Origin of the sequence: Promicromonospora vindobonensis, assembly GCF_042685865.1 — a bacterium.
Taxonomy (GTDB): domain Bacteria; phylum Actinomycetota; class Actinomycetes; order Actinomycetales; family Cellulomonadaceae; genus Promicromonospora; species Promicromonospora vindobonensis.
In genome coordinates this window covers 854,843-879,977 of sequence record NZ_JBHUOG010000002.1, presented here as the reverse complement: position 1 = coordinate 879,977, position 25,135 = coordinate 854,843, and the positions used below count along the sequence as shown (strand labels likewise).

18 protein-coding genes are annotated in these 25,135 nt (G+C 72.3%); 6 read left to right on the top strand and 12 right to left on the bottom strand.

The annotated features are described in order from the left end of the window. Positions 1-85 precede the first annotated feature (85 nt). Positions 86-1,132: a hypothetical protein gene (locus tag ACFS27_RS17065; RefSeq protein ID WP_377185197.1), complete on the top strand. Its 1,047-nt coding sequence runs from the start codon at positions 86-88 to the stop codon at positions 1,130-1,132. Positions 1,133-1,138: 6 nt separating this feature from the next. Here ACFS27_RS17065 and ACFS27_RS17060 read toward each other — a convergent pair whose 3' ends face one another. After that, positions 1,139-2,038: a DMT family transporter gene (locus ACFS27_RS17060; RefSeq protein ID WP_377185195.1), complete on the bottom strand. Its 900-nt coding sequence runs from the start codon at positions 2,036-2,038 to the stop codon at positions 1,139-1,141. 351 nt (positions 2,039-2,389) lie between these two features. Here ACFS27_RS17060 and ACFS27_RS17055 point away from each other — a divergent pair, with 351 nt between their 5' ends. Further along, complete coding sequence (locus ACFS27_RS17055; protein ID WP_377185193.1) at positions 2,390-4,345, top strand: HNH endonuclease signature motif containing protein; 1,956 nt, start codon at positions 2,390-2,392, stop codon at positions 4,343-4,345. Positions 4,346-4,706: 361 nt separating this feature from the next. Next, a complete protein-coding gene (locus ACFS27_RS17050) occupies positions 4,707-5,126 on the top strand; it encodes a nuclear transport factor 2 family protein (RefSeq protein ID WP_377185191.1) in 420 nt (139 codons plus the stop codon). A gap of 317 nt (positions 5,127-5,443) precedes the next feature. Here ACFS27_RS17050 and ACFS27_RS17045 read toward each other — a convergent pair whose 3' ends face one another. Genes ACFS27_RS17045 through ACFS27_RS17035 form a run of 3 tightly spaced genes read right to left on the bottom strand, consistent with a single transcriptional unit; the run spans position 5,444 to position 7,856 of the window. Continuing rightward, positions 5,444-6,190: an ABC transporter permease gene (locus tag ACFS27_RS17045; protein WP_377185189.1), complete on the bottom strand. Its 747-nt coding sequence runs from the start codon at positions 6,188-6,190 to the stop codon at positions 5,444-5,446. Continuing rightward, entirely contained in the window at positions 6,187-6,912 is a 726-nt protein-coding gene (locus tag ACFS27_RS17040; protein WP_377185187.1) for an ABC transporter permease, read from the bottom strand. Before ACFS27_RS17040 ends, ACFS27_RS17045 begins: the two co-directional genes overlap by 4 nt. Positions 6,913-6,941: 29 nt before the next feature. Then, positions 6,942-7,856 carry an ABC transporter ATP-binding protein gene (locus ACFS27_RS17035; RefSeq protein WP_377185185.1) on the bottom strand — a complete coding sequence of 305 codons (915 nt, stop codon included), beginning with the start codon at positions 7,854-7,856 and terminating at the stop codon, positions 6,942-6,944. 124 nt (positions 7,857-7,980) lie between these two features. Here ACFS27_RS17035 and ACFS27_RS17030 point away from each other — a divergent pair, with 124 nt between their 5' ends. Both ACFS27_RS17030 and ACFS27_RS17025 read left to right on the top strand, forming a co-directional pair. Then, positions 7,981-9,186: a sensor histidine kinase gene (locus tag ACFS27_RS17030; RefSeq protein WP_377185183.1), complete on the top strand. Its 1,206-nt coding sequence runs from the start codon at positions 7,981-7,983 to the stop codon at positions 9,184-9,186. After that, positions 9,183-9,860, top strand: a complete 678-nt coding sequence (locus ACFS27_RS17025; RefSeq protein ID WP_377185181.1) for a response regulator — start codon at positions 9,183-9,185, stop codon at positions 9,858-9,860. The genes ACFS27_RS17030 and ACFS27_RS17025 overlap by 4 nt, the downstream gene beginning before the upstream one ends. 7 nt (positions 9,861-9,867) lie before the next feature. On the opposite strand, the gene ACFS27_RS17020 is transcribed toward ACFS27_RS17025, so the two are convergent. Then, entirely contained in the window at positions 9,868-10,548 is a 681-nt protein-coding gene (locus tag ACFS27_RS17020) for a pyridoxamine 5'-phosphate oxidase family protein (protein WP_377185179.1), read from the bottom strand. 92 nt (positions 10,549-10,640) lie between these two features. On the opposite strand from ACFS27_RS17020, the gene pdxR reads away from it, so the two are divergent. Then, complete coding sequence (pdxR, locus tag ACFS27_RS17015) at positions 10,641-12,014, top strand: MocR-like pyridoxine biosynthesis transcription factor PdxR (RefSeq protein WP_377185177.1); 1,374 nt, start codon at positions 10,641-10,643, stop codon at positions 12,012-12,014. Here pdxR and ACFS27_RS17010 read toward each other — a convergent pair. The 7 genes from ACFS27_RS17010 to ACFS27_RS16980 all read right to left on the bottom strand — a co-directional run bounded on the left by ACFS27_RS17010 (position 12,003) and on the right by ACFS27_RS16980 (position 25,009). Continuing rightward, positions 12,003-13,862, bottom strand: a complete 1,860-nt coding sequence (locus ACFS27_RS17010; RefSeq protein WP_377185175.1) for an ABC transporter ATP-binding protein — start codon at positions 13,860-13,862, stop codon at positions 12,003-12,005. The genes pdxR and ACFS27_RS17010 overlap by 12 nt on opposite strands. Continuing rightward, positions 13,859-15,778, bottom strand: a complete 1,920-nt coding sequence (locus tag ACFS27_RS17005; protein ID WP_377185173.1) for an ABC transporter ATP-binding protein — start codon at positions 15,776-15,778, stop codon at positions 13,859-13,861. The genes ACFS27_RS17010 and ACFS27_RS17005 overlap by 4 nt, the downstream gene beginning before the upstream one ends. A 99-nt stretch (positions 15,779-15,877) precedes the next feature. After that, positions 15,878-16,810 carry a dimethylargininase gene (ddaH, locus tag ACFS27_RS17000; protein WP_377185171.1) on the bottom strand — a complete coding sequence of 311 codons (933 nt, stop codon included), beginning with the start codon at positions 16,808-16,810 and terminating at the stop codon, positions 15,878-15,880. 9 nt (positions 16,811-16,819) lie between these two features. Next, positions 16,820-19,477, bottom strand: coding sequence for a GNAT family N-acetyltransferase (locus ACFS27_RS16995; RefSeq protein WP_377185169.1), 2,658 nt, complete (start codon positions 19,475-19,477; stop codon positions 16,820-16,822). Positions 19,478-19,485: 8 nt separating this feature from the next. Beyond that, on the bottom strand, positions 19,486-21,999 hold the full coding sequence (locus ACFS27_RS16990) for a GNAT family N-acetyltransferase (protein ID WP_377185167.1): 2,514 nt from the start codon (positions 21,997-21,999) through the stop codon (positions 19,486-19,488). Then, positions 21,996-23,393, bottom strand: coding sequence for a lysine N(6)-hydroxylase/L-ornithine N(5)-oxygenase family protein (locus ACFS27_RS16985; RefSeq protein ID WP_377185165.1), 1,398 nt, complete (start codon positions 23,391-23,393; stop codon positions 21,996-21,998). Before ACFS27_RS16985 ends, ACFS27_RS16990 begins: the two co-directional genes overlap by 4 nt. After that, positions 23,390-25,009 (bottom strand): pyridoxal phosphate-dependent decarboxylase family protein, encoded by a 1,620-nt coding sequence (locus tag ACFS27_RS16980; RefSeq protein ID WP_377185163.1) that lies wholly within the window; start codon positions 25,007-25,009, stop codon positions 23,390-23,392. Before ACFS27_RS16980 ends, ACFS27_RS16985 begins: the two co-directional genes overlap by 4 nt. Positions 25,010-25,135: the final 126 nt, after the last annotated feature.

The window sequence follows — 25,135 nt, the reverse complement described above, 5'->3', positions numbered from 1 at the left end:
GCAGGAAAACACTTCGGCTTTTCACCCGAGCCGAATCGTTACGTGTCCAGTACGCCTCTTTTGCTCGGAGTGTGAGCATGGCAACATGCGCAGGGTGCACCTGATCCGAGAATTCGCACCTGACGCCTACGAGTTCGCGCTGTCGTCCTGGTCGTGGATCGGGGCCGGTGAGAAGACCCCGCGCTTCGCGTCCTGCTTCGGCGACATGTTCCTCGAGTCCCCTGAGGGGTGGTGGTTCCTCGACACCGTCGAGGGCACCATGGAGCGCCGCTGGAGCTCCATGGACGCCATGTTCGCGGAGCTCGAGGGCGAGGAGGGCCGCGCCGAGTTCCTGCTCGAGGAGACCCTGAACGCCGCCCTCGGCCAGGGCCTGCGGCTCGGTGACGACGAGGTCTTCGCGTTCCTTCCGCCCCCTGCGGTCACGGGCACCATGTCCGTGGACTCCCTCGCGCCGCTGCGCTTCGCCATCGCCGCGAACCTCGCCGGGCGCATCCACGGCGAGCTGAACGGCGTGCAGCCCGACGCCGGCGCTTCCGCGCTGTTCGCGGCACAGCAGGCGGCGGCACAGCAGGCCGCGGCGCTGAAGTACGCGGAGCAGACCGCCGCCCAGACCACCGCCCCGGCGTTCGACGCGCCGAACCCCCAGACCGACCGGTGGGAACCGTCCGCACAGCAGGTCAACACAGGTGCCTATCCGGCCTACCGGCCCACACCGGCCCCTGGCTACGTGGACGCGAGGCACGAGGGTGCCGGGCAGGCAGGGCACGCGCAGGCCGGGCACGGGCAGGCCGGGTACGAGCATGCGGCGCACCAGCCCGGCTACGAGGCTCAGTACGCGGCGGGGTCGGAGCTGGACTACGGCCAGCCGCACGCCTACGGAGCGGGGGCGTACACCGCTGCGCCGGCCACCGCCTACGCGGCACCAGCGGGCGCCCACGCCGCCGCACCCGGCGGATACTCCGGGCACACCGGTTACGACTACGTGGACAGCTCGCACACCGCCGACTCCGGCCAGTTCAGCCAGTACATCGCCGACCAGTACAACACCGGCCAGGTGGCGGCCGTCGAGCGCGGCGCGTCCGCCCCGGCACAGCAGAAGCCGCACCAGGACGGACGCTGGTCCTACGCCTGAGGTGCGCTACTCGTCCAGTCCCGCGACGGCGGCCAGGATCAGCACGGAGCCGACGATCCCCGGCGGCCCGAGCCGCTCCCCCAGCACGACGGCTGCCGCTACCGCCGCCGTCACCGGCTCCAGCAGCGTCGCGACCACTGCCGCGCCGCTGCGCGTGGTGCGAAGGCCCGCGTAGAAAAGCCCGTAGGCCAGCGCCATCGTGAAGATCCCGAGATAGGCGAGGGTGCCGAGCGTGACCGGGTCGCTGGGGAGGAACGGTCCCCCACCGACCAGGGCCACGGGGACGAGCCCTGCGGCGCCCGCCGTCGTCGCCACGGTGGTCAGGGCGAACGGGTCGACGCCGTCCGTCGCCAGCAGCGTGCCGCCGAGCGCCGTCGTCGCCGCGTAGACGGACCCGGACGCGACGGCGAGCAGCAGGCCGAGCACGGGCCGCGTGCCGACGGCGCTGGCCCCTGATGCCGCGCTGACCAGCACCAGGCCGGACAACGCTGCGCCGACGACCAGGCCCAGACGGACGGTGCCACGAGCCGCCGTCCGGCGTCGGGCACGGCGCAGGTCGACGACCGCGAGGAGGACCGGTGCGAGGCCAAGGCTGACGACCGTCGCTACGGTGACGCCGGCGGTGGCCACGGACCCGAAGTAGAGGGCCTGATAGGCGCCTGTCCCGAGGCCGACGACGGCCGCCCGCCCCGGGTGCGCCCGCGCCAGCGCGACGAGCTGGGGGCCTCTTCGCAGGACGAGAGATGCCGCGACCAGCGCGATCGCAGCAATGAGCATGCGGTAGGCGCTGACCGTGAGGACGGTCATCGACGAGTGGTCACGAAGGATCTCGAGCGCGAGGCCGCCGGTGCCCCAGAGAATCCCGGCGAGGCATACGGAAAGTAGCCCTGTTCGAGTGGATGACATGTGTGCTCCTGGCCGGACCGCATCGCGCCGGCCTGTCCGAGGGACGGGGAATCGTCGTGGAGCACGCCCCTGGACCGGCCCGCACGGGCCGGTCGTGGTGCCGCTCCGGTCAGATGACCGGGGGCGGCAGGACGGAACGCAGAGGAGTCACGATCCGGATGTTAGCAGCGCTCTGCGGGGACGTCGGTGGGCGCGGACAGAGTCGGTGAGTTCATGGTCCTGGCGGCTCGTGGGTTTTCCACAGCCGAGGAACTGGGGGTGCGACGGTGCTCGACCGAACATATATTCGATGGGTAGACGATGGATTCCATCGTCGAGAGCCATATCGTTGTCGGCGAGAGGGGTGTAGCCATGCTCGAGAGCACCGACGCGGGCCAGGCCCTGACGACCGTGCTGGAACGATCGCTGGGCCGTGCCCTGGGCTCGTCAGCCACCCTGACCTCTGCTTCGGCGACCCGCAGTGCGCCGGAGATGCCACCCCCGCCCACCTGCAGCTGGGGTTCGGTCTCCATCGACGGGGAGGGCGCGCTCCCGACGGCGACGGTGTCGTGGCGCGGTCACGAACCAGTTGGCGCGGCTGTGACCACGGACGGAACCAGCACGACTGGCGGCACCGCCACGGCTGGCATGCCGATCGCGAGCACGCGGACGGCGGGACTTCCGACGGAGGGGCTAGATGGTCTTGCCGTCGGTGCAGGCCTGGTCGAGACGTTGGCGAAGGTCGAGGTTGCTCACCTCGGGGACGACGTGCTGCTGGACGTGGCGGCGCGCTGGCAGGAGGTGGTCTCGTGGGCGACCGCGATGCAGTCTCGAGCCCTGGGCGAGATCGCCCGGCGCAGGTCCTGGACCGAGGAGCACAACGCTGCCGCTGCAGAGATCAGCGCCCGGCTACGCATACCGCAGACCGAGGCGAACAAGCACCTGGCCCGGGGTACCGGCCTGGCCGAGCATCCCCAGGTCCTGACCGCCCTGCACGACGCGGTGATCGATACCGCGAAGGCCGACATCCTGCTGCGCAGCGGGAACCCGTTGAGCACCGAGGAGCGCCATGAAGCGATCACGCGGTACCTCCCGCAGGCGCCCGACCACACCCGTCGGTGGCTGCGGGACAAGATGAACCAGTTCGCCAACCGCCTGCACGGCAAGACGGAGGTGATCAAGCAGGCGATGAAACGCCGTGCGGTGTTCCTGGACCCGGCCGACAACGCGATGGCGTGGCTCAGCGCGAACCTGCCGGCGACAGACGCCGCCGCGGTCTGGGACGCGATCGAGCAGGCGGCCCACGCCCTACGCCGTGCCCCCGGGTCAACCCGAACCCTGGCACAGGCCCGGGCCGATGCTCTGGTTGCGATCACGACCGGTCGCCTCGTCGTCCCGCCCCAGGCCCCCTGCGGCCCGCCGGAGGGTTCCGCGCCGGAGGGCTCCGCGCTGCCTCGCACGACCGTGCCCGCGTCGGGATGCACCTGTGGTGGGTGCACCTGCGACGGGGCCAGCGTGCGGGTGATCCCGGTCAAGCCTCAGATCCGCGTCACGGTCCCCGCCAGCATGCTCCTGGGCCTCGACGACACCCCCGGACAGCTGGACGCCTATGGGCCGATCCCGGCCGACCTCGCCGCGCAGATCGCCACCGACGCCACCTGGCAGCGGCTTGTCACCGACCCGGTCAGCGGGATCCTGACCGACTACTCGACCACCACGTACCAACCCGGCAAGGTCCTCCGTCAGGCTGTGATAGCCCGGGACGAGGCATGCGCCTTCCCGCAGTGCGACCGGCATGGCCGCTGGGCCGACCTGGATCACATCGTCCCGTTCGACCACGGTCTCGACCCGGCCGCCCAACCACCCGGCACACCCGGACAGACACGCGCTCAGAACCTCCAGCCCCTCTGCCGGGCACATCACCTGGCCAAGACTCACCACGGCTGGACCCCCGTTCGTGACCCCGCGACCGGCATCACGACGTGGACAGCACCCACCGGACACCTCTACACCCGCCCGCCCACGACCACCGATCCGACGGACGGGCCCGAGACCACGCAGCCCGCCCGACCTCCCGCGCCGGCCGTCGGAACCACGGCGCCCCGACCCGGCCCGACCGGACGCGTCAGCAACGACATCACCAGCCTGACCGACGACACCCGCGCGCGCCTCGGGCAACACGCGCCCACCGTCAGTCACAACGCGCCTGCCACCGGGCCCGGGGTCAGTGCCAGTGCCGCGACTGAGGCCGAGACCGACAGAGCGGCTACCCAGGGCTCGCCGGCCACAGCACGGGCGCCTCTCTTCCCCGACGAACCACCGTTCTGACAACCACACGACCAGAAGGACGGACTGACGGGACGCACGGGACAGGGGGAGGCGGACTGACGGTACTGGCGGACTGACGGTACTGGCGGACTGGCGGGACGGACCAACGTCCGGGCCGCCCCCCTTCGGGGCCTCTCTGCTGGCACAGCAGATGGCACAGCAGCTGGCACAGCGGTGCCGTCGCCCCGTGGACGGGGGCTGCACCGTCGTCTGACTGCGGCGACGCGAGCCACCCGTTGACGCTCACCACGCCGTTGCCCACCACGTTGACGCTCACCACCTCGGCTCGTACGATCGGTACGCGGCTAACCCTAATAGCCAACCGGCTAGCATGAGTTGCCCAGCACGAGGAAGAGTGAACATGGCAACGGCATCCGAGAACCATCAGCTCCTGACCGATTACTACGCCGCCTACGGGGACGGCGGCCCCGAAGGCTTGGCCCGCATGGCGAGCTTCTACGCCGAGAACAAGCCGTCCTACACCGCGGGTCGCTCGGAGCTCTCCGGCGAGACCAGCAGCCCCGAGGAGTCGCTGCAGGTCATGCGGCGCCTTCAGGAGCTGAGCGGTGGCAACATCACGTTCGCGGCGCCCCCGACGGTCCTGGTCGCCGGCGACGCGGTCGTCGCCCTGCTCGTCCACGAGAAGCATGCACGGACCGACAAGCCCGAGCTGGTCGTGCCGAGGCTCTATGTCTACGAGATCGCCGACGGCAAGATCAGCCGGTCCTTCGGCTGGCAGCTCGAGTCACAGGCGTTCGACGAGTACTACCCCGCGGCGTAGCACCAGACCCGGCACGTGTCAGACGTACAGGTCACGGGAGTGACCTGTACGTCTGACGGCGGCGAGGTCGGTCCTGGTCCGGGCCAGGACTCGTTGACCAGCGCGATCGCCTGCCCCTGGACACAGACACGAGCTAGCCGTCTTAGCTAGCCGTCTCCCGCACGACTGCGACCGCGTGGTGGTCGCTGCCCACCCGGCGCAGACGCGGGCGTTCCCTGGTTCGTGGCGCGAGAGAGCACCCGCGTCTGCAGGATGTGGGCATCCGGCCGACCCCGACAGCGCCCAATCCCGACGGCGACGGCGTCATCGTTGTTGCGTCACCGAAGCTTGACGTACCTGATCGCCGCGAGCGCGAGCACGACGACGCCCGCAGCCCCGATGACGGCGCTCGCGAGTATCGGCAGCGTGTCCGCGATCGTCAGCCCGCCCGACTCCGCGATTGCCGTGGATCCGAGGTTGAGGGCCCGCGTGTTCAGCGCCTGGGGCACGACGTACGACGCCGGCCGGAGGGCCGTCGACGTCACGCTTGCAATACCGAGTACACAGCCGAGAAAGCAGACTGCGACCGGGGCGGCGAACGACTTGAAGAGCATGGACAACAGCGACTGGATCGCGATGAGGGGCAGGGCAGCGACGACGGCGATCAGGCCGACGAGTGCGAGGCTCCACGGAACCTCGCCCGGAAGGCGCAGCACCGTGGTCCCCGAGATGAACGTCCCGACCACGAGCACGACCTGCATCAGTGCCACCGGTGCAGCGATCGCGAGGATCTTCGCGAGCACGAGAGCCAGCGGTCTCGTGGTGGTCGTGACGAGGCTGTTCCAGTTGCCACCGCGGTGCTCGGCACGCCAGACGGTCGCGGCGAGGAGCCCGATTCCGAGAGAGTAGAACAACAGGCCGTAGAACAGGACGACCTGGGAGGTGAAAGACGCCCATCCGGCGTCGAAGGTGTCACGGTTGTTGGCCAGGTTGAGTGTCCCCGTGGTGACGGCGACGAGTGGCAGGACCACCGCGATCAGCCAGGTGGAGGACCGCTTCAACTTGGTGAGCTCAGCCCAGATCATGGTTGTCCTTCCAGGCGATCGAGGCGCCGGGTCACGACGGCAAAAGCAACACCGACCAGAACAAGAAAGCCCCCGACCCACACATACTGCGGCTGCGTGTAGGACGCCTGGTCTCCAGACTGCGTGGCGAACGAGATCACGGCGTAATAGCCCCACGGGATGAACGTGGCGACCACCGGGGGCAGGAACAGGGTGAAGACTGCGACGAACGCACCGAGCATGCCGACGCCGACACTGATCAGCTGGTTCTCCACGACCGTAGCGAGCCAGATGTGCAGGGCGCAGAGCGCGATATCGACAAGGATGAGAAGGGCGGTGTACCCGATCCATGGCCCGAGATCGAGCGGTACCCGGATCCCTGCCAGGTATCCGGCGGCGACGACCAGCGCGCTCTGTGCTGTCGCCGCGAGCGTGATCACCAGGCCGAGTACGACGAGCTTCGCGCGACACACCATGCCGGGCAGGTATCCGGCGGTCGCCGCAAGGATCCAGCCGCTGCTGGAGTGCTCGATGTCGGTCTGTCTGCTGGCCAGCACGGCGACCAGGATGGACGAACCCATCGCGGACATCAGCGTGTAGGTCAGCAGGAGCGCAGCCCACGGGTTCGCTGCAGGATCGTCGAAGGTACTTCTCGCCGCTTCCGAGAACAGAGAGATGCTGCTCAGCGCAGCCACTGCCAGGACAAGGACGAGGACGACGGGCAGCGTGTGCAGGCGACGCATCTTCCGAAGCTCCAGTGCGACGGACCGCCTCACAGCTGGCCCCCGCGGCCGGTGAGGTCGATGAACACGTCCTCGAGGCTCTGCTGGACCCTGCGCACCTCGTGGATCGGGAGCCCTGCCATCGCCATCCGGTGCACCAGCCCCGCCGTCTGGTCCTTGTCGATCCCGCTCAGCCGGATCCCCTCGGGCACAGCGACCGCAGCGGGCTCCAGCTCGAGCGCAGCCTCAGCGTCCGGGGTCTCGATGACCAGGTCCGGGATGCTGTGCTTGAACAGCTCTGCACGCGTGCCCTGGAAGATCATCCGGCCGCTCGACAGGATGCCGAGGACATCGGCCATCTTGTCGACCTCGTCGAGCAGGTGGCTGGACACCATGACGGTGATGCCCTTCCGCGCGAGCTCGACCAGCAGGATCCGGATCTCCTCGATACCGGCAGGATCGAGACCGTTCGTCGGCTCGTCGAGAACGAGGAGCTCCGGCTCGCGCACCAGGGCGATGGCGATGCCGAGGCGCTGCTTCATACCCAGGGAGTACCTGCGCACCAGCTTGTCCTGGTGTTCGGTCAGGCGCACGGTGGCCAGGGCCTCCTCGACGCTGGACCGCGGGAGGCCGAGCATCTCCTGGACGATGCGCAGGTTCTCCTTCCCCGTCAGGTGCCCGTAACCGGGGGGTGCCTCGACCATGGACCCGATCCGGGAGGCGAGCGACCCTCGGGTCGCCGCCGTCAGGCGGCTGCCGAACAGCACGACCTCGCCCCGGCTGGGCCGCGTCAGGCCCAGCAGCATCTTCATCGTGGTGGACTTGCCCGAGCCGTTCGGCCCGAGAAACCCGTAGACGACACCCTCCGGCACGTGCAGGTGCAGAGAGTCGACGGCCGCGTGTCCCCGGTAGGACTTCGTGAGGTCAGCAGTGGTGATGACGGCGCTCATCAACGGCCCTCCCATGGTGCGATCATGTCGCCGATCGTTCCCGGAACCTCGACCCTTCCGGATCGTGCCGGAGCACGAACCGAAACTCGTACCCAGGTATGACGACCGCGCGGGCGGCCGTCGATAGTCTCGTTCGGACATGGGAACTCACGCCTGGGACCGGCTGATCGACGGTTTCCTCACCGGCATCGTCCAGCGCCCCATCGTGCTCGACATCGCGCTGGCACTGGTCGCCGCCGGCATAGGTCTCGTCGGTCAGCCCAGCGCGGCCGCAGGGACGCAGGCCGGCTACTGGATCGTGGTGGTGGGCAGCTGCGCCGCGCTCGTCGCGCGGCGATCCGCGCCGCTCGCAGCCATGACGGCGCTGGCAGCGATGCTCGTGCTGCACATCGTCGTCGTCGCAGAGGTGGGCGTCTTCGCCGCGGCGATCTGCATGGTCGCCGCCCATACGACACAGACCCAGCTCGCCGGCCTCTGGCGATGGTCCTTCGTGGGCCTGCTGTACGCCGGGACGGCGGGGGTCCTCCTCTACCCGTCGGACCAGGTCGTCCCCGTGGATCCGGCTTCGCGTCCGCAGCTCCTGGCCCTCAGCTGGGCGCTGCTCACCGTGGCCGCACTCGGCGGGGCGCTCCGTCGCCGCCGGCAAGCCGGTATCGACCTGATCCGCGAGCGCGCCGCGTTCCTCGAGACGCAGCGGCACGCCGAGCGCCGCCTGGCGGCCGCGGAGGAGCGGGCCGGAATCGCACGCGACCTGCACGACATCCTCGGCCATTCGCTCAACACCATCACGGTCCAGGCCGAGGGCGCTCGCAGCGTCATCCGCAGCGACCCGGACGTCGCCGACCAGGCCATGGCCACGATCGGGCGCCTGAGCCGCGATGCGGTGGACGAGATCAGGGGCCTGCTCGACGTGCTGCGCGCCGACGCCGACGCCTCGGACCGCCGCCCCACGCTCACGTTGGACGACCTGCCCCAGCTCACCGAGGCGTACCGGCTCTCGGGTGTCGGCCTGCGCTTCACCATCGACGGCGATCCGCGCGAGCCCCCTGCCCTGATCGGTCAGACCGCCTACCGAATCGCCCAGGAGAGCATCACCAACGCGACCAGGCATGCGCCAGGAGCGCCGATCGCCGTCACCGTCGTGGTCCGGCGCCGCCACGTCGAGCTGTCCATCTCCAACGAGTTCCCCCGCAAGCCGACGCACAACGCGCGCTCTCTCGGAGGGCACGGCCTGGTCGGGATGGAGGAACGCGTGCACGCCCTCGGCGGCACGTTCAGCGCTGGACCTTCCCACGCCCCGGACGCCTGGCGAGTCGCGGCCGTCCTCCCGTGGAGGCGCTCATGATCACCGTCGGGATCACCGACGACGAGCCCCTGTTCGCTGCCGGGCTGTCGATGATCTTGAACGCCCAGCCGGGCATGCGCGTGCTCTGGCACGCCGGCGAGGGTGGCGAGGCGTTCCGGCGACAGGAGGAAGAGCCGGTGGACATCGTCCTGATGGACATCCAGATGCCGGGGATCGACGGGATCACCGCCACCCGGCAGCTCGTCGCCGAGGCGACTCCCGCACGAGTCATCGTCCTGACCACCTTCGACACCGACCGGCACGTCCTCGGTGCGATCGAGGTCGGTGCCGCCGGATTCCTGCTCAAGAACACACCGCCGGCAGGGCTCGTCAGCGCGATCGAGACCGTTCACCGCGGGGACGCCGTGATCTCCCCCGGGCCCACGCGGAAGCTGTTCGACGCGTATCGCGGAGATCGGTCGTCGCTGAAGTGGCACCAGGTCTCGCTGTCCACCGACCAGCGAACCGTGGATTCCCTCAGCAACCGCGAGAGGGACGTCCTGACCCTGATCGCCAAGGGCCTGACCAACCAGGAGATCTGCGACCACCTGTGGCTGTCGATGCCCACGATCAAGACCCACATCGGGAACCTGATCGCCAAGACCGCCTCGACCAACCGCGTACAGCTTGCCCTGTTCGCCTTCCGCACCGGCGTCGTCGCCACCGGTCCGTAGACCGGCGTCACGCGGGCCCGAGCTCCGCCACCCGCCGCAGCACCGACTCCGGCACCGGTTCGGACACGTAGTCCTCGGTGACGGGCGCGTCCGCTACCCGCCGCAGCGGAACCTGCCCTGCCCATCCGGTGAGCTCGAGGTCTCCCGGCTCGAGCGACGCGCCGCCGGAACGCTGCTTCATCGAGGCCTCGGCCAGCGGCAGCGCCAGCACGGCCGTCGCCGCGAGCTCCTTGCGGGTCGCCGCAGGGAGCGTCCCGGCCCGGCCCGGCATCATGTGGTCGACGAGTCTGTCGAGCGCCCGAACCCGTTCCTCCTGGTCCGTGACCTGGCGCGGCCGCCCGATCACGACCGCCGAGCGGTAGTTCATCGAGTGGTGGAAGCCCGTCCGCGCCAGGACCAGGCCGTCCAGCTCCGTCACGGTCACGCACACGTCCTGCTCGAGGGTCGGCCCGAGCCAGCCGGCGGCGACCGAGCCGTGCAGGTAGAGGCTGCCGCCGGCATCGGGTCCGTCGGCGTCCACGGCAAAGGCGACGGGCAGCACCACCGGGTGCGTTCCCGCGACGACGCCAAGGTGCGCCACCAGCGCGTCGGAGAGCAGCGCCATGAGCCGGGACCGGTCGTCGACCTGCCGGTTGCGGCCACGAGTCGGGGTCGTGCGTGCGGTGGGTGAGAGGTGCTGCGTCGTCATGCGGATAGCCTGACGGTCGAGTGGCCCGTAGGCACGGGCCAGTTCGTGGCGAATCAAACAAGCCACTTGCCCACCGGCGACCGGAGAACACCATGCTTCCCGTCCACCTCGACCGCACGCGCGCCGAGCCGCTCCCCGCGCAGCTCGCGGCCACCGTCCGCAGGCTCGTGACCGACGGAACGCTCACGACCGGCGACCGACTGCCCTCCAGCCGGGCCCTGGCGGCGGACCTCGGGGTGGCGCGCGCCGTCGTCGAGCAGGCCTACGACCAGCTCCTCGCCGAGGCCTGGGTGGAGACCAGGCGCGGTTCGGGCACGTTCGTCGCGTCCGGCGAGGCACTTCCCGCGCCGGCTCCCCCGCCCCGCCCGGCGGCCCGCGGGCCCCAGCACATCCGCCTCGACGCGGGCACGCCCTGGATCGATCCGCGTCATGTCGCAGGCTGGCGGCGGGCCTGGCGCGAGGTCTCCGCGACGCGGCCGCCGCGGGGCTACCCCGACCCGCGCGGTCTCGCCGAGCTGCGCGACGCCCTCGCCGAGCGGCTCGCCCGCACCCGTGGCCTGACCGTGGAGCCCGACGAGGTCCTCGTGACCGCCGGCTCGACGGACGGCCTGCGCCAGCTCCTCGGCGCGCTCGGGCCCGGGGGCGTCCTCGTCGAGGACCCCGGCTACCGCGCCGCCGTCGAGACGGTCCGGGCGGCCGGCCGCGCCGTCGTCGACCATCCGGCGCTCGCTCCGGTCACCGGCCTGGCCGGCTGCGCCGCCGCCTACGTCACGCCGGCCCACCAGCACCCGTTGGGCCGCGTCATGCCCGCGGCGGACCGGCTCGCGCTGCTGGCGGCGGCCCGCTCCGCCGGTGCAGTGGTGGTCGAGGACGACTACGACTCGGAGTTCCGGTACGACGTCGCCCCCGTGCCCGCCCTCGCGGCCCTCGACCAGTCGCGCGTCGCCTACCTCGGGACCGCGTCGAAGTCGGTCAGCCCGAGCCTGCGGCTGGGCTGGCTCGTCGCACCGCCGGAGTTCCACGAGCTCCTCGTCCGACGCCGCACGATCACGCACGACACCCCGCCCTGGCCCGCCCAGCGCGCCCTGCTGACCCTGCTGCGGGACGGCTGGGCCGACAAGGTGGTGCGCACCGCCCGGCGCGTGTACGCGGACCGCGCGCCGCGCGTCGCCGCCGCCATGGCGCCGCACGCCGAGCTGGCCGGGCCGCTGGCCGGGATGTACTCGACCTGGCTCACCGACCCGGCGTCGGCCACGGCGGCGCGGGCGGCCGCCCGCGCCGCCGGCTTCGACCTCCCGCTCCTGGCGGACTACTGCCGCACCGCGCGCCGGACCGGGGTCGTGCTCGGCTTCGGCGGCGTGACCGACGCCGAGCTCGACCGCGCGCTCTCCGCGATCACCGGCGGCCTGGCCGGCACGCCGGCCAGGTCGCCCGCCGGGGTACCGGCCGGCCCGTCAGACCAGTGAGTCCTGCCAGGCCTCGTGCAGGCGGGCGTACTGCCCGTCGCCTTCGATCAGCTCGGCGGGCGTGCCGTCCTCGACGATCCGCCCGTGCTCCATCACCAGCACCCGGTCGGCGATCGCCACCGTGGACAGGCGGTGCGCGATGATGATCGCGGTCCGGTCGGCGAGCAGCGTCTGCAGGCCGCGTTGCACGAGCCGCTCACCGGGCATGTCGAGCGACGACGTCGCCTCGTCGAGCACGAGGACCACCGGGTCGGCGAGGAACGCCCGGGCGAACGACAGCAGCTGCCGCTGCCCCGCCGACACCCGCCCGCCGCGCTTGTTCACGTCCGTGTCGTACCCGTCGGGCATGTCGAGCACGAACTCGTGCGCGCCCACCGCACGGGCCGCCGCCTCGATCTCCTCCTGGGTGGCGCCGGGCCGGCCCAGCGCGATGTTCTCCCGCACGGACCCGCTGAACAGATACGCTTCCTGCGTGACCATGACGACGGCCTTGCGCAGGTCGGCCGACGCCAGGTCGCGCACGTCGACGCCGTCCAGCCGCACTGCTCCGGCCGACGCGTCGTAGAACCGGGTGACCAGCTTGGCGACCGTCGACTTGCCTGCCCCCGTTGTCCCCACCACCGCGACGGTCTGCCCGCCGGGGATGGTGAGGTCCAGATCGGGCAGCACCACCGGGCCGTCGCCGTACTGGAACCGCACGTGGTCCAGCCGCAGCTCCCCCCTGGCCTGCCCGTCCGCCGGCGGCAGCGGGGTCGGGTCGGCGGGCTCCGTGACGGTGGGCTCCTCTGCGAGCAGGCCGGACACCTTCTCCAGCGCTGCGGTCGCCGACTGGAACGAGTTGTAGAACATGCCGAGCTGCTGCACCGGCTGGAAGAACCGCTTGCAGTAGAGCAGCACGGCAGCGAGGGCTCCGACGGCCAGCGTGCCCTCCAGCACCCGCCAGCCGCCGACCGCGAGCGCCGCGACGACGGTGAGGTTGCCGATCAGGATGAGGCCGGGCTGGAACCGTCCGTTGACGCCGAAGATCTGCAGGTTGGCGTCACGGTAGTCCTCGCCGAGCTTGCGGTAGTCGGCCTCGGTGGTGGGCTCGCGGCGGAACGCCTGCACGGCGCGCATCCCGGTCATGGTCTCGACGAACTTGACGATGAGCCGCGCCGACGCCGTCCGCTGTTCCCGGTAGAACCGCTGCGACATGCGCTGGAACCAGCGGGTGAGCAGCCAGGCGGGGATGAACGCGAGGGCGAGCAGGAGGCCGGAGCGCCAGTCGATGAGCAGGAGGCTGACGAAGGTGAACACCATGAGCAGGAGCGACGAGACGACGCCGGTCAGGCCGCCGTCGAGCAGCTCGCGCAGCGCCTCAAGGTCGGACGTCTGGCGGGAGATGATGCGGCCGGAGGTGTACGACTCGTGGAACTCGAGCGACAGGCGCTGGGTCTGGCGGAACACGCGGCGGCGCAGGTCGAGGAGCACGGCCTGGGCGATGCGCGCGGCGGCCCGCACGTAGGCGCCCGCCGCGACGCCGCCGAGCACGGCGGCGGCGAGGTAGCCGGCGCCGCTGAGGACCAGCGGCGTGACCGACCCGTCCTGCAGGGCGGGTACTGCCTGGTCGATGGCGACGGCGACGAGCCACGGGCCGGCCACCTGACCGAGGGTGGAGGCGACGACGAGCACGGCGGCCCAGGCCAGGGCCTTCTTGTGGGGGCGGAGCAGGTCGCCGAGCAGGTGCATGGACCGGCGTCGGACGCTGCGGGAGGCCTCCTTGCCGAGGCTCGTCTCGTCGTCCGCTGCGGCGTCGGTGGGCCGACGGCGGTCGGCCGGACCGGTGGTGGGCTGCGTGGTCGCGGTCATGACAGCGCCTCCTGGCTCTGCTTGTCCTGGCACGGCTCGTCGGGGCCGCGCTCGTGGTCCCGCTCGTGGTCCCGCTCGTGTGCCGCGTAGTCCCCTTCGAGGCTGGAGATGATGTACCGGTAGTGCGGGTCGCTCGCGAGGAGGTCGTGGTGCGTCCCGACGGCGGTGATCCGGCCGCCCTGGAGCACCGCGACCCGGTCGGCGAGGGCGACGGTGGAGGGCCGGTGCGCGATGACGAGGGTGGTCGTGGCGGTGAGCACGTCCCGCAGGCGGGCCGTGACGGCTTCCTCCGTGGTGACGTCGAGCGCGGACAGCGGGTCGTCGAGCACGAGCACGCGGGGCCGGGCAGCGATGGCCCTGGCCAGGGCGAGGCGCTGGCGCTGCCCGCCGGACAGGGACATGCCCTCCTCGCCGATGCGCGTGCTCACGCCGTCGGGCAGGTCGAGGACGAACTGCGCCTGGGCCACGTCGAGGGCCTGGGTCATGAGCGCCTCGCGCTCGGCCGGCGGCAGGGTGTCGGAGACGCCGAGCAGCACGTTGTCCCGCACGGACGCGGAGAACAGCGTGGGGTCCTCGAACGCGACGGCCACACGCTCGCGCACCTGGGCGCGCGTCATGTCGCGGACGTCGACGCCGTCGACCTCGACCACGCCGTCGGTCACGTCGAAGAGGCGGGGCGGGAGCATGGCGAGCGTCGACTTGCCGGAGCCCGTCAGGCCGACCAGGGCGGTCGTGGTGCCGGGTGGCAGCTCCAGGTCGACGTGGTCGAGCACGGGGCGTGCTGCGTCGTCGTACCGGAAGGTGACGTCGCGGAACGCGACGTGCCCGCCCTCCGTCCCGGTGGTTCCCGGCGTGACGGCCGGGACGTCGGCGGGCGCTGCCGGGTCGGTGAGCGGGTTGGTGGTGTCCATGACCTCGAAGAACCGGTCGACGGCGGTGCGTGCGTTGAGCGTCATCGACAGCGTCATGCCCAGGTCGACGACGGGACCGTTGATGACGGCCGTCGTGGCGAAGAACGCGACGAGGGCGCCGATCGTCATGTCGCCGGACGCGACGAGGTAGGTGCCGACGACGAGCGCCACCGCCTGGGTGGCCTCCGGGATGACGCGCAGGGCGGTGGTCAGCCCCGCGTCGGTGGTGGCCTTGCGGATCTCGGTGTCGCGCAGCCCCTCGGCCTGGTCGGTGAACTGGTCCAGCGCGTCGGGGCCGCGCCCGAACGCCTTGAGCACGCGGATGCCGTGCACGGACTCCTCGACGGTGGTGGCGAGGTCGCCCGACTGGTCCTGCGACAGCCGCGAGATCTTGCGGTACTTGCGGGAGAACCGGAAGGCCAGGATGGTGACGGGGATCGACCCGCACAGGAAGATGATGCCGAGCCAGCCGCCCGTCGCCACGAGCAGGCCGACGCCCACGACGATGGTGACGAAGCTGACGACGAGCTGCAGGATGCCGAACACGAGCCAGCGCCGCAGCAGGCCGAGGTCGCCCATGATGCGGCTCAGCAGCTGCCCGCCGGGCCAGCGGTCGTGGAACGCGACCGGCAGGTCCTGCAGGTGCTGGAACAGCGCCATGCGCATCGCGGCCTCGACCCGCGTGCCCGGGAACATCACGAGCGTGCGGCGCAGGAGGATGAGGCCTGCCTCCCCCACGCCGAGCAGGGCGACCAGGACGACGGACCAGATCAGGCCGGACCAGTCGTGCTCACGGGCGCCCGCTGTGAGCGGGCCGTCGGTGACCCACTGCAGGACCCGTGGGATGGCCAGCGCCATGAGGCTGGCCCCGAGCGACGCGACCAGCCCGCCGATCAGGCGGGGCAGGGCCGTGCGGACGTAGGGGTAGAGACGACGGATCGAGGCGAAGGTGCTGCGCTCGGACGAAGGATCAGATCGATTCGAACTGTCGGCTGTTGGAGGCATCGGGTCCATTATCGCGCCGGCCGCAAGTTGTTAGTTTGGGTAAGCACCTTCTTCTGGTGTGACCCGCATCACATCCTCCCGCACCCGGCGCGCTGCCCCTCAGCGCACCCGCACCGACAGACAGGTCACGCAGCCCTCGAGCTTCTCGAACTCGGTCACGGGCGTCGTCAGCACCGTGAGACCGCGCCCGCGCAGCAGCTCGGCGGTGCCCGGAGCGGCCGCGGACAGCAGCACCGTGGTCTCGTCCAGCACGACGACGGCGCTGCCCTCCGCCTCGGGAACCGCCAGGAAGCCGTCGAACCGGCTGACGTCGTCGACGACCGGCTCGTACCCGATGACCGTGCCGTCGGGCAGGGCGGTGACCGCGGACTTCAGGTGCAGCGCCCGGGTCACCGGCACCTCGACCACGCGCCACCCGCGCGGCTCGAGCAGCGCGCGGAGCTGGTCCGCGCCGTCGGCGTTCGTCCGCACCGTGCGCCCCACGTACACCGTGCGACCGACCTTGAGGATGTCGCCGCCCTCGAGCGTGCCCGGCTCCGTGATCTCGGCGATCTCGCGCACGGCCGCCTCGACGACCGGCCGCACCGAACCGACCTCGCCGCGCCGGGTGGGCGCGCCCGGCCGGGTCAGGACGGCGAGGTCGTCGAAGACGACCACCGCGTCCTCGACGAACACCCCGTCGGGGTGCCCCTCGGCCGCTGGCACCGCGCGCACGTCCCAGCCGAAGCCGCGGAACACCTCCACGTATCTCTGCCACTGCTCGGCCGCCAGGTCCACGTCGACGGGGACGCGGTCCAGGTGGGTCAGCTCGCCGTCGGCCAGGCGGGCCGACGGCGGGCGGACGAGCAGCGTGCGACGAGCCCGCTCGCCTGCGGGCTCGGTGCTCGGCCCCGTGCTCGGCCCGGCGCTCGGCGCAGTGCTCGCTTCGGCCGGCGGCGCGGCAGTCGGTTCGGTCGTCGGTTCGGTCGTCGGTTCGGCGGTCGATGCGGCGGTCGATGCGGCGGTCGATTCAGCCGTCGGTTCGGTGGACATGTCGCGACGCTATCCGACCACCGCTCCCGCGAGCGCGCGCTCGCGCGTCAGATAGGCCATCCGGGCGTCCTTGGGTCCCTGCGGCGACGTGAACGACACCCGCTCGCCGGGGGCGAAGCCCATGGCGATCATGCGGTCGAGGGCCTTCTGGTTGTTCGCGTCGGGCTCCCCGACCACGCGTCGGGTGCCTGGCCCGGCGAAGAGGAACTCGCGCATGGCGGGCCCGAGCACGGTCCACGGGTCGTCGGGCGAGCCGTGCCGCGCCGTCGGCCCGCGGCTGCCGAGGAAGAAGTGCATCCCGAGGTCGCCGGGCTGCACGTCGTAGGCGGCGGCGACCGGGTCGTGCTCGGGGAGGTATGCCTGGACGAGCACGACGGGCTCGCCGTCCCACCGCACGAGGTAGGCGTGGTGGGTGGGCAGGGACTCGACGAACGCGTACGTGTCCCGCACCTCGTCGCGCGTGGACCGGCCCATGCCCCAGAACGCGGCGCGGGGCCGGGTGAACCAGCCGTGCAGCACGTCGGCGTCGGTGTCCGGGTCGAGCATGTGCACGGTGATGAGCCCGTCGGGGCCGAAGTCGCGACGCCACACCTCCTGGCCGCGCGCCCCGTTCAGCAGCCGGAGCGTCGTGTCGGCGGGGTGCAGGCGGTCCCAGTCGGTCACGACGCGGGTGGTGGCGGCGTCGGCCCAGGCGGCGTGCTGGTCACCGAAGTGCGGGCTGCCCGGGCGGCCGTCTGCGCCGAAAGGCACGCCCCAGCGGCTGTTGGTGCGGTCCGCGAGGTCCCAGACGTAGCGGGCGACGGAGCCGCGGTAGGCGGTAGGGGCGACGCCGGGTGATCCGCCGGTGCAGCGGACCGACTCGTTGTTCCCCGACACGAGGGCGGGCACCACCCCGAGAGCCGGGTCGAGCCGCGCGGCCGGCACCGGGTGCAGCGGGGCGGGGACGTGCAGATCCCCCCAGGTGGGCTCGTTCCGGCCGGGCGGCTGCCCGACGGCGGCCCGGGTGACCTCGTCCAGCGCACCGCTCGCCTCGGCGCGGCCGTCGATGCCCAGCCAGCCGGCCGCAAGGATGCGGGCGAGCCCCGCCCCGACCGCCGTCGGGACGTCGAGCGCCGCGTCGAGCACCTGATCCTGCCCGTGCGGCTCGTGCAGGGCGGCGAACACCGGGTGGCGGGCGAGGCGGTGCGCCATGGCGTGACGCCACCGCATGTACAGGGCGGCGTCGGTGGAGCCGGCATCGACGTGGGCGCCCGCGGCGACCCAGGCGCGCAGGCGGCCGGCGGCCGGGGAGGTGTCGTCCGTGAGGTGTCCGACCAGGCCGGCCGCGCCCAGGTCGCGGGTGTCGCCGTGGATCCGGGCCTGGGTCTCCGGCGACTCCGGGACGGTCGCGGCGGCGAGCAGCTGCCGGATCCGTTCCGCGCGGTACGGCGGGTAGGACCAGCCCAGGTCGTGCTCCTCACGGCCGGGGCGCACGTCGCGGGGCCCGAAGCCGGGCCGGCCGTCCAGCTCGGCGGGCGCCTGGGTCCTCGGCCGCTCGTTGGCGTCGACGGCGACCTGGGTCACCTGCGCCGGCGCCGGCAGGTCCACGTAGCCGTCCGCCGGCTTGAGGGCGGGCAGCGCGCGGTCGGCGGCCGCAGGGACCTTGCCTGCGGTCATGCTCAGCACGTCTCCGCCGCTGTCCGCCGCGAGCACCCGGTTGACCGGGTCGACCCAGCCGCGGAACGCGCCGGTGACGTCCCGCGCGGTGCGGGCGTGCAGCAGGCTGCGCCAGGAGGCGACCCCGACGTCGGCCAACTCGCGCGCCGGCCAGTGCAGCCGCCAGCCGTCCGGCCCGGCGCTCTCCGCGCCGTCGGAGACGACCTCGACGTGGTGCGCCAGCGCGTTGGTGATGCCCCACGCGACGGACGACGCCCTGCCGGTGCCCCGGTCCGGGGACACCGCGTGCCCGAAGTGCGGGATGCCGGGCACGCCGGGGAAGGCGAACCCCAGCACGTCGTAGGGGTCTGCCGGGTCGGTGCAGACCAGCCGGATCTGCTGGTACGGCCCGGGGAGCTCGAGGGTGCGGTGCGGGTCCCCTGCGACGAGCGGGCTCCCGGACTCGGTGAACGACCCGTGCACGGCCCACGCGTTCGAGCCGGAGCTCGCCCCGGCGTCGGCCGCGAACAGGGCGAGGACACGGTCCAGCGGGACGCCCGGCACGCGCAGGTGCCGGGCCACGTGCGCCCGCCACAGGACGCCGGGGAACCCGTTGAACAGCACGTGCGCCGCGAGGAACACCCCGATGGGCGTCCACGGCTCCCACGGCCGGTGCGGCACGCCCGCCAGCTCTGGCACGTCCCGCCCGCCGGCGCGCAGCCCGTCGGAGACGCCGTCGGCGTACGCGGCGAGCCAGGTCCGCTCCGGCGGCGCCAGCACGTCGTGGATCTCCCGGGCGGTCACGGCGAGCCGCTCGCGGGCGGCGAACCGGTCCCAGGCCGCGCCCGCCTCGCCGGCGAGGTCGGCGAACCGCTCCTCCGCCCGCATCCGGTCCGCCTCGATCTGGAGCCCCCGGTCCTGTGCGGTGACCCAGCCCTGGCCGTAGGCCAGCGCGGTCTCGGAGGCGGCCCGCACGTGCGGGATGCCGAGGTCGTCACGGAACAGGTCGAAGTCGTGAGTCTCTGCTGCCACGTTCTCCATCATCTCTCTGTGCGCCGGTCTGCCCGTCCGGCCGCCGGGTTGGCGAGGGTGCCCGCGTAGATCAGGGACTCCGACTGGTTGGTCAGGTCCACCATCTGCAGGGTGTTGCGCAGCTGCAGGCGGTTGAGGCACGAGTGCGCGAAGCGTGCGGCCCGCAGGTCGACGCCGGAGGACAGGTCGGGGTGCTCTGCGGCGTGCCGGTCGATGGTCTCTGCGACGAGCGCCCAGAACCGGTCCTCGCCCAGCACGCCGTCCTCGGCGAGGATCCCGGACAGGTGCCGCAGCACGCCGTCGAACACGTCGGTAAAGATCGCGAGCGCCTTCTCGTCGTCGTCGACGGCCTCCCGGATCCGCTCGACCCGGTCGGGCAGCGGCCGGTCGCCGAGCAGGACGACCTCCTCGCCGATGTCCTTCATGATCGCGCGCCGGACCACGCCGTCGCGGAGCACGAGCATGAGGTTCTCGCCGTGCGGCATGAACGCCAGCTCGTAGCGCAGGAGGCAGTGCACGAGCGGGTACAGGTAGGCGTCGAGGTAGGCGCGCAGCCACTGCTCCGCAGGGACGCCGGACTCCCGGACCAGGGCGGTGGCGAACGAGGCCCCCGCGGCGTCGCGGTGCAGCAGGCTCGCCATGGTGACCAGCCGCTCCCCCGCGGCCAGGCGCGGCACGGGCGACTCCCGCCACAGGGCGGCGAGCATCTTGCGGTGCGGGTTCGGCTGTGCCTTGTTCAACGGAGCCCGGTGGTAGACGTCGCCCGTGTAGCCGACGGAGGCCACCTCGCGCAGCACGCCGAACCCGGCGCCGCGCAGGGTCTCGTCGCCGGCGACCAGGTCGGCCACCCAGTCGTTGATCGCTGGGGTGGCCCGCATGTAGGCGGGCGACAGGCCGCGCAGGAACCCCATGTTCTGGATCGCGAGCGCCACCTTGACGTAGTGCCGCTCGGGACGGGTGCGGTTGAACAGGGTACGGATCGACTGCTGGGGCTGGTACTCGTCCGACCCGGGGCCCAGCGGCACGAGGTCGCCGCGGGCGACGTCCGCGGCGAAGGTGATGGCGACGCGGTGCTCCCACTGCCAGGGGTGCACGGGCAGGTAGAGGTAGTCGGCGCTGTCGTGGCCGCGGGCGGCGAGGCGGTCGGCGAAGGCCGCACGCTCGGCGTCGGACAGCTCGCCGGGCGTGCCGGGGCCGCCGTAGTGGCCGGTCTCGGTCTGGTCGGCGGCGAGCGCGAGGTGGGTGTGCTCGCGGCGGGCGGCGAGCCACAGCAGGCGCATGCGCGCGCCGCGCTCGGGCGCGTAGGCGCGGTAGTCGCTCAGGGAGAAGCCGATGCGGCCGTTGTTCGCGACGAAGCCGGGGTGCCCCTCGGACATGGCGGCCTCGACCTGCTGGAACGTCTCGGCCACCGCACGGCTGCCTGACGCCGTCCGCAGCGCCTGGAGGAGCCCGCGCACCGACGGGGTGTGCCCGTCGAGCTCGCGCTCGCGCTTCGCTGCCGCGCCCGCCAGGGTGGCGGACAGCTCTTCCAGGTAGGTGGCGAGCAGGGTGTCCGGGACCTGGAGCAGGGACTGCAGCTCCGCGATGAGCTCGAGCGCGTCCACGGGGAGCTCGACGTCGCCGCGCATCCCTGCGCTGGCCGTGCGCCGGACGGACGCCGGGTCGACCACCCAGTGCTCCAGCGCGTACCGGCGTGCGGTGAACCGGTAGGTGACGCCGTCCACGGCGAGGCGGTGGCCGTCCGGCGGTGCGTCGGGCGCGGCGTCCGGCTCGGGCTGGAACAGTCGCTCGTGCGCGAGCTCGGCGAGCGCCTTGGCCACGAGGTGCCGGTGGGCGTGCTCCATGTGCTCAGCGGTCAGGTGCGTGGCGAGCATCGCAGAGCCCGGTAGCTCGGTGCCGGCCAGTGAGCCGTCGCCGAGTGCGGAGGCCGCGAAGTCGGCGCGGGTGGCGACGCTCAGGGCGGCGCGCTTGGCGTGCGCGCCACGGCCGAGGTCGATCTCGCGCAGCACGCGGAACCCGGCGGCGGCGTTCTTGGCCGCGATCTTCCGGTTGCCGACGTCGGGCTCGACGACGACCCGGGTGGCCCCCAGGCCAGCGTCGGCCCCGGCGGGCCCGCCGCCGGACAGGCAGAACCGCATGACGGCGGTCATGACGGCGTCGGTCAGGCCGTGCCGTGGTGTGGCGGGCGGCGCCACGAGCAGGTGCATCCCGAGGTCACCGGGCAGTGCGTCGTGGACGTCGGTGAGCAGGACCCTGGCCGGGTCGTAGGTCTCGGTCAGGAACACCGGCTCGCCGTCGAGGCGGCCGAGCCAGGCAGCCTCGTGCGGGCCGGCCTGGATGCCGGCCAGGTACTCGCGTACCTCGTCGACGCGCAGCCCTGTCATCTGCCAGTAGGACGCGGCGGGGTGGGCCAGCCAGCCCTGGACCAGCTCGGCGTCGCGCACCGGGACCACCGGTTCGAACGTGATCTCGCCGAGGCGGGTGGTGGTGGTGAACGTGTGCACCGTGGTGGGAGCGGTCACCGGGCGACCTCCATCGTCTCGGCCTCCGTCGTCTCGGCCTCCGTCGTCTCGGCCTCCGTCGTCTCGGCCTCGGCGGGCCGCGCGGCGGGCAGGCCGAACTCCTGGAACGCGATCCGGCGCTCGGTCGGGTACGGCTCGCGCCCGGTGACGTCGGCGAGGATCACCGAGCTGCGCCAGGGGCCGAACCCGAGGTCCGGTGCGGTGACGCCGTGGGTGTGCTCCTCGCCGCCCACCACGTGGATCCGACGGTCGTCGTCGACGGTGTAGCCGCGGGTGACGGCGTACCGGCCGCGGTGGTCGAGGTTGACCAGGCCGGGCGCCAGGAACTCTGGCACGGAGGCGGCGTAGCCCGTCGCGGCGACGATCGCGCGGGTGCGGTGCTCGGCCGTCGTGCCGAGCTGGGCGTGCCGCAGGGTCAGGACGTACTCGCCCGCCCCGCCCGCGCCGTCGGCGTCGAACCGGGCGGCGACCACCTCGGTGTCGGACAGGAGCGTGGTCGGCACCTCGGTGCCCAGGGCTGACTTGCGGTAGAGGGTGTCGTAGATGTCGTCGACGAGGTCGCCGCTGATGCCCTTGTAGAGGTTGCGCTGCTCGCGCCCCAGGACGTCGCGCTGCTCGATGGGCAGGGACACGTAGTGGTCCGTGTACTCGGGCGACGTCATCTCGAGCGTCAGCTTCGTGTACTCCATCGGGAAGAACCGCGGCGAGCGGGTCACCCAGTCCAGCCGGTGCTCCCCCGCCCCGGCGCCGCAGCCGTCCAGCAGGTCGCGGTAGACCTCCGCGGCGGACTGCCCGCTGCCGACCACGGTCACCGAGCCGGACGCCGCGAGCTCCGCTCGGCGCGGCAGGTAGTCGCTGGTGTGCACCACGGGGCCGGCGCCGTCGAGGCCCTGGAGCCGCTCCGGTAGCCGCGGCTGGGTACCGGTGCCGAGCACGAGGTGCTTGGCACAGTATTTCTCGACGCCGCCGGGCGTCTCGGCCGTCACCTCGAACAGGTGGCCGCCGGGTGCCCCGGGATCGGCGACCCGCACGACGCTCGTGACCCGCCGCCCCCAGCGGAGCTCCGGGAGCTGGTCGGCCACCCAGCGGCAGTACTGGTCGTACTCGGCGCGCAGCGGGTAGAAGGACTCGCGGATGTAGAACTGGTAGAGCCGCCCGGTCGCCTTGAGCCAGGCCAGGAACGAGTAGCGCGACGTCGGGTCGGCCATGGTCACGAGGTCCGCCAGGAACGGGACCTGGAGGGTGGTGCCCTCGATCAGCATCCCGGCGTGCCAGGAGAACCCGGGCCGCTGGTCGAGGAACACCGCGTCGACGTCGTCGAGGGGTTCGGCGAGCGCCGCGAGGCCGAGGCCGAACGGGCCGATCCCGATGCCGAGCAGGTCGTAGGTCTTCATCGGGCGTCTCCTTCCGTACGGGCGAGCCGGGGGTGCACGTCGCGGCACGGCGGCCCGTCGGTGTCGGCGAGGGCCTCCCCCGCGAGCAGTCCGTGCGCGGCGGAGCGGACCAGCTCGAGCACGCCGCGGACGTCGGCGAGCGTGGCGTCGGGGTTGAGCAGCGTCAGCTTGAGGCAGGGCCGGCCGTCGATGACGGTCTTGGCCACCAGGGCGCGGCCGGAGTCGAACAGCACGCGCCGCACCTGCGGCACCAGGGCGTCCGCCCGCTCGGCGTCGAGCCCTGCGGGCTGGTAGCGGAACAGGACGGTGGACAGGTCGGTGGTGCCCACCACCCGGAGGTCGGGGTCGGAGGCGAGGTCGTGGTGCACGGCGGCGGCCAGGTCGCACACCGCGTCCACCATGGCGCCGACGCCGTCGGCGCCGAGCGCGCGCAGCGTGACCCACAGCTTGAGCGCGTCGAACCGGCGCGTGGTCTGCAGGGACTTGTCGACCTGGTTGATGTCGGGGGTCGGCTCGCCGGCTTCTTCGCGCGGGTTCAGGTAGTCGGCGTGCCAGGCCACCGGTGCGAGGTCGCGCCGCTCGCGCACGATCAGCGCGCTGGACGACACGGGCTGGAAGAACGACTTGTGGAAGTCCACCGTCACGCTGCGGGCCCGCTCGATACCGTCCAGCAGGTGCCTGCGCGTGGTGCTCACCAGCAGCCCGCAGCCGTAGGCGGCGTCGACGTGCAGCCAGGTGCCGACGGCGTCGCACAGGTCGGCGATCGGGCCGAGCGGGTCGATGCAGCCGCGGTCGGTGGTGCCTGCGGTCGCGACGACGGCGATCACCGTGTCGCCGGTGCGCTCGGTGTCCACCAGCGCGTTCCCCAGCGCGTCGGGACACATGCGGCCGTCCGCGTCGGCGCCGACGGCGACCACCGCGTCGTCGGGCAGGCCGAGCAGCAGCGCCGACTTGGCGATGCTGAAGTGGCCGGCCGCCGTGGCGAGGATGCGCATCGACTCCAGGGCGACGCCGGCGCGCCGGGCCTTCTCGCGCGCCAGGAACAGCGCCTGGAAGTTGGACTGGGTGCCGCCCGACGTGAACACGCCGTCGGCGCCGGACCGGGTGTCCGCGCCGACGTCGGTCCCGGCGTCCCCCGTGACCGCGAACCCGATGCGGCCCGCCGTCCACTCCACGAGGCGGCGCTCCATCAGCGTGGCGACGGTGGACTGGTCGTACGTGTCCACCGACGTGTTGATGGCGGCCAGCATGGTCTCCGCCCCGACGGCCGGCAGCGCGACCGGGCAGTTCAGGTGCGCCGTGTAGGTGGGTTCGTGGAACCAGATCGCGTGCTGCGCGTACAGGTCCGCCGCCTCGCGCAGCGCCTCCCGCGTGCCCGACGGCGGGCCGTCGAGGTCCACGGCGTCCACCAGGCCCTGCAGCTCCGTCCGGCTCGCGCCGGAGAAGGGCTGGGTCACGGAGACGAGCCGCGCGGCGACGTCGTCGGCGACGGCACGAACCGTGTCCGCATAGGTGCTGGCGGTGGCTCCGCGCAACAGCGCCGTCGTGTCGTGGCGCGCGCCGGGCGACGGCTCGCTGGTCACAGGCTGCGGCACTGCGGGCAGGCGTGAGGGCATGCGGAAGGCTCCTCGTGGAGACGAAAAGGAACGCCGCCCGGACGGGACGACGGAGCGCAACTTAGGTTTGCCTGACCTAACTTAATCGCTCGCGAACCCGCGTCAAGCCACGACGGTGACCCGAAA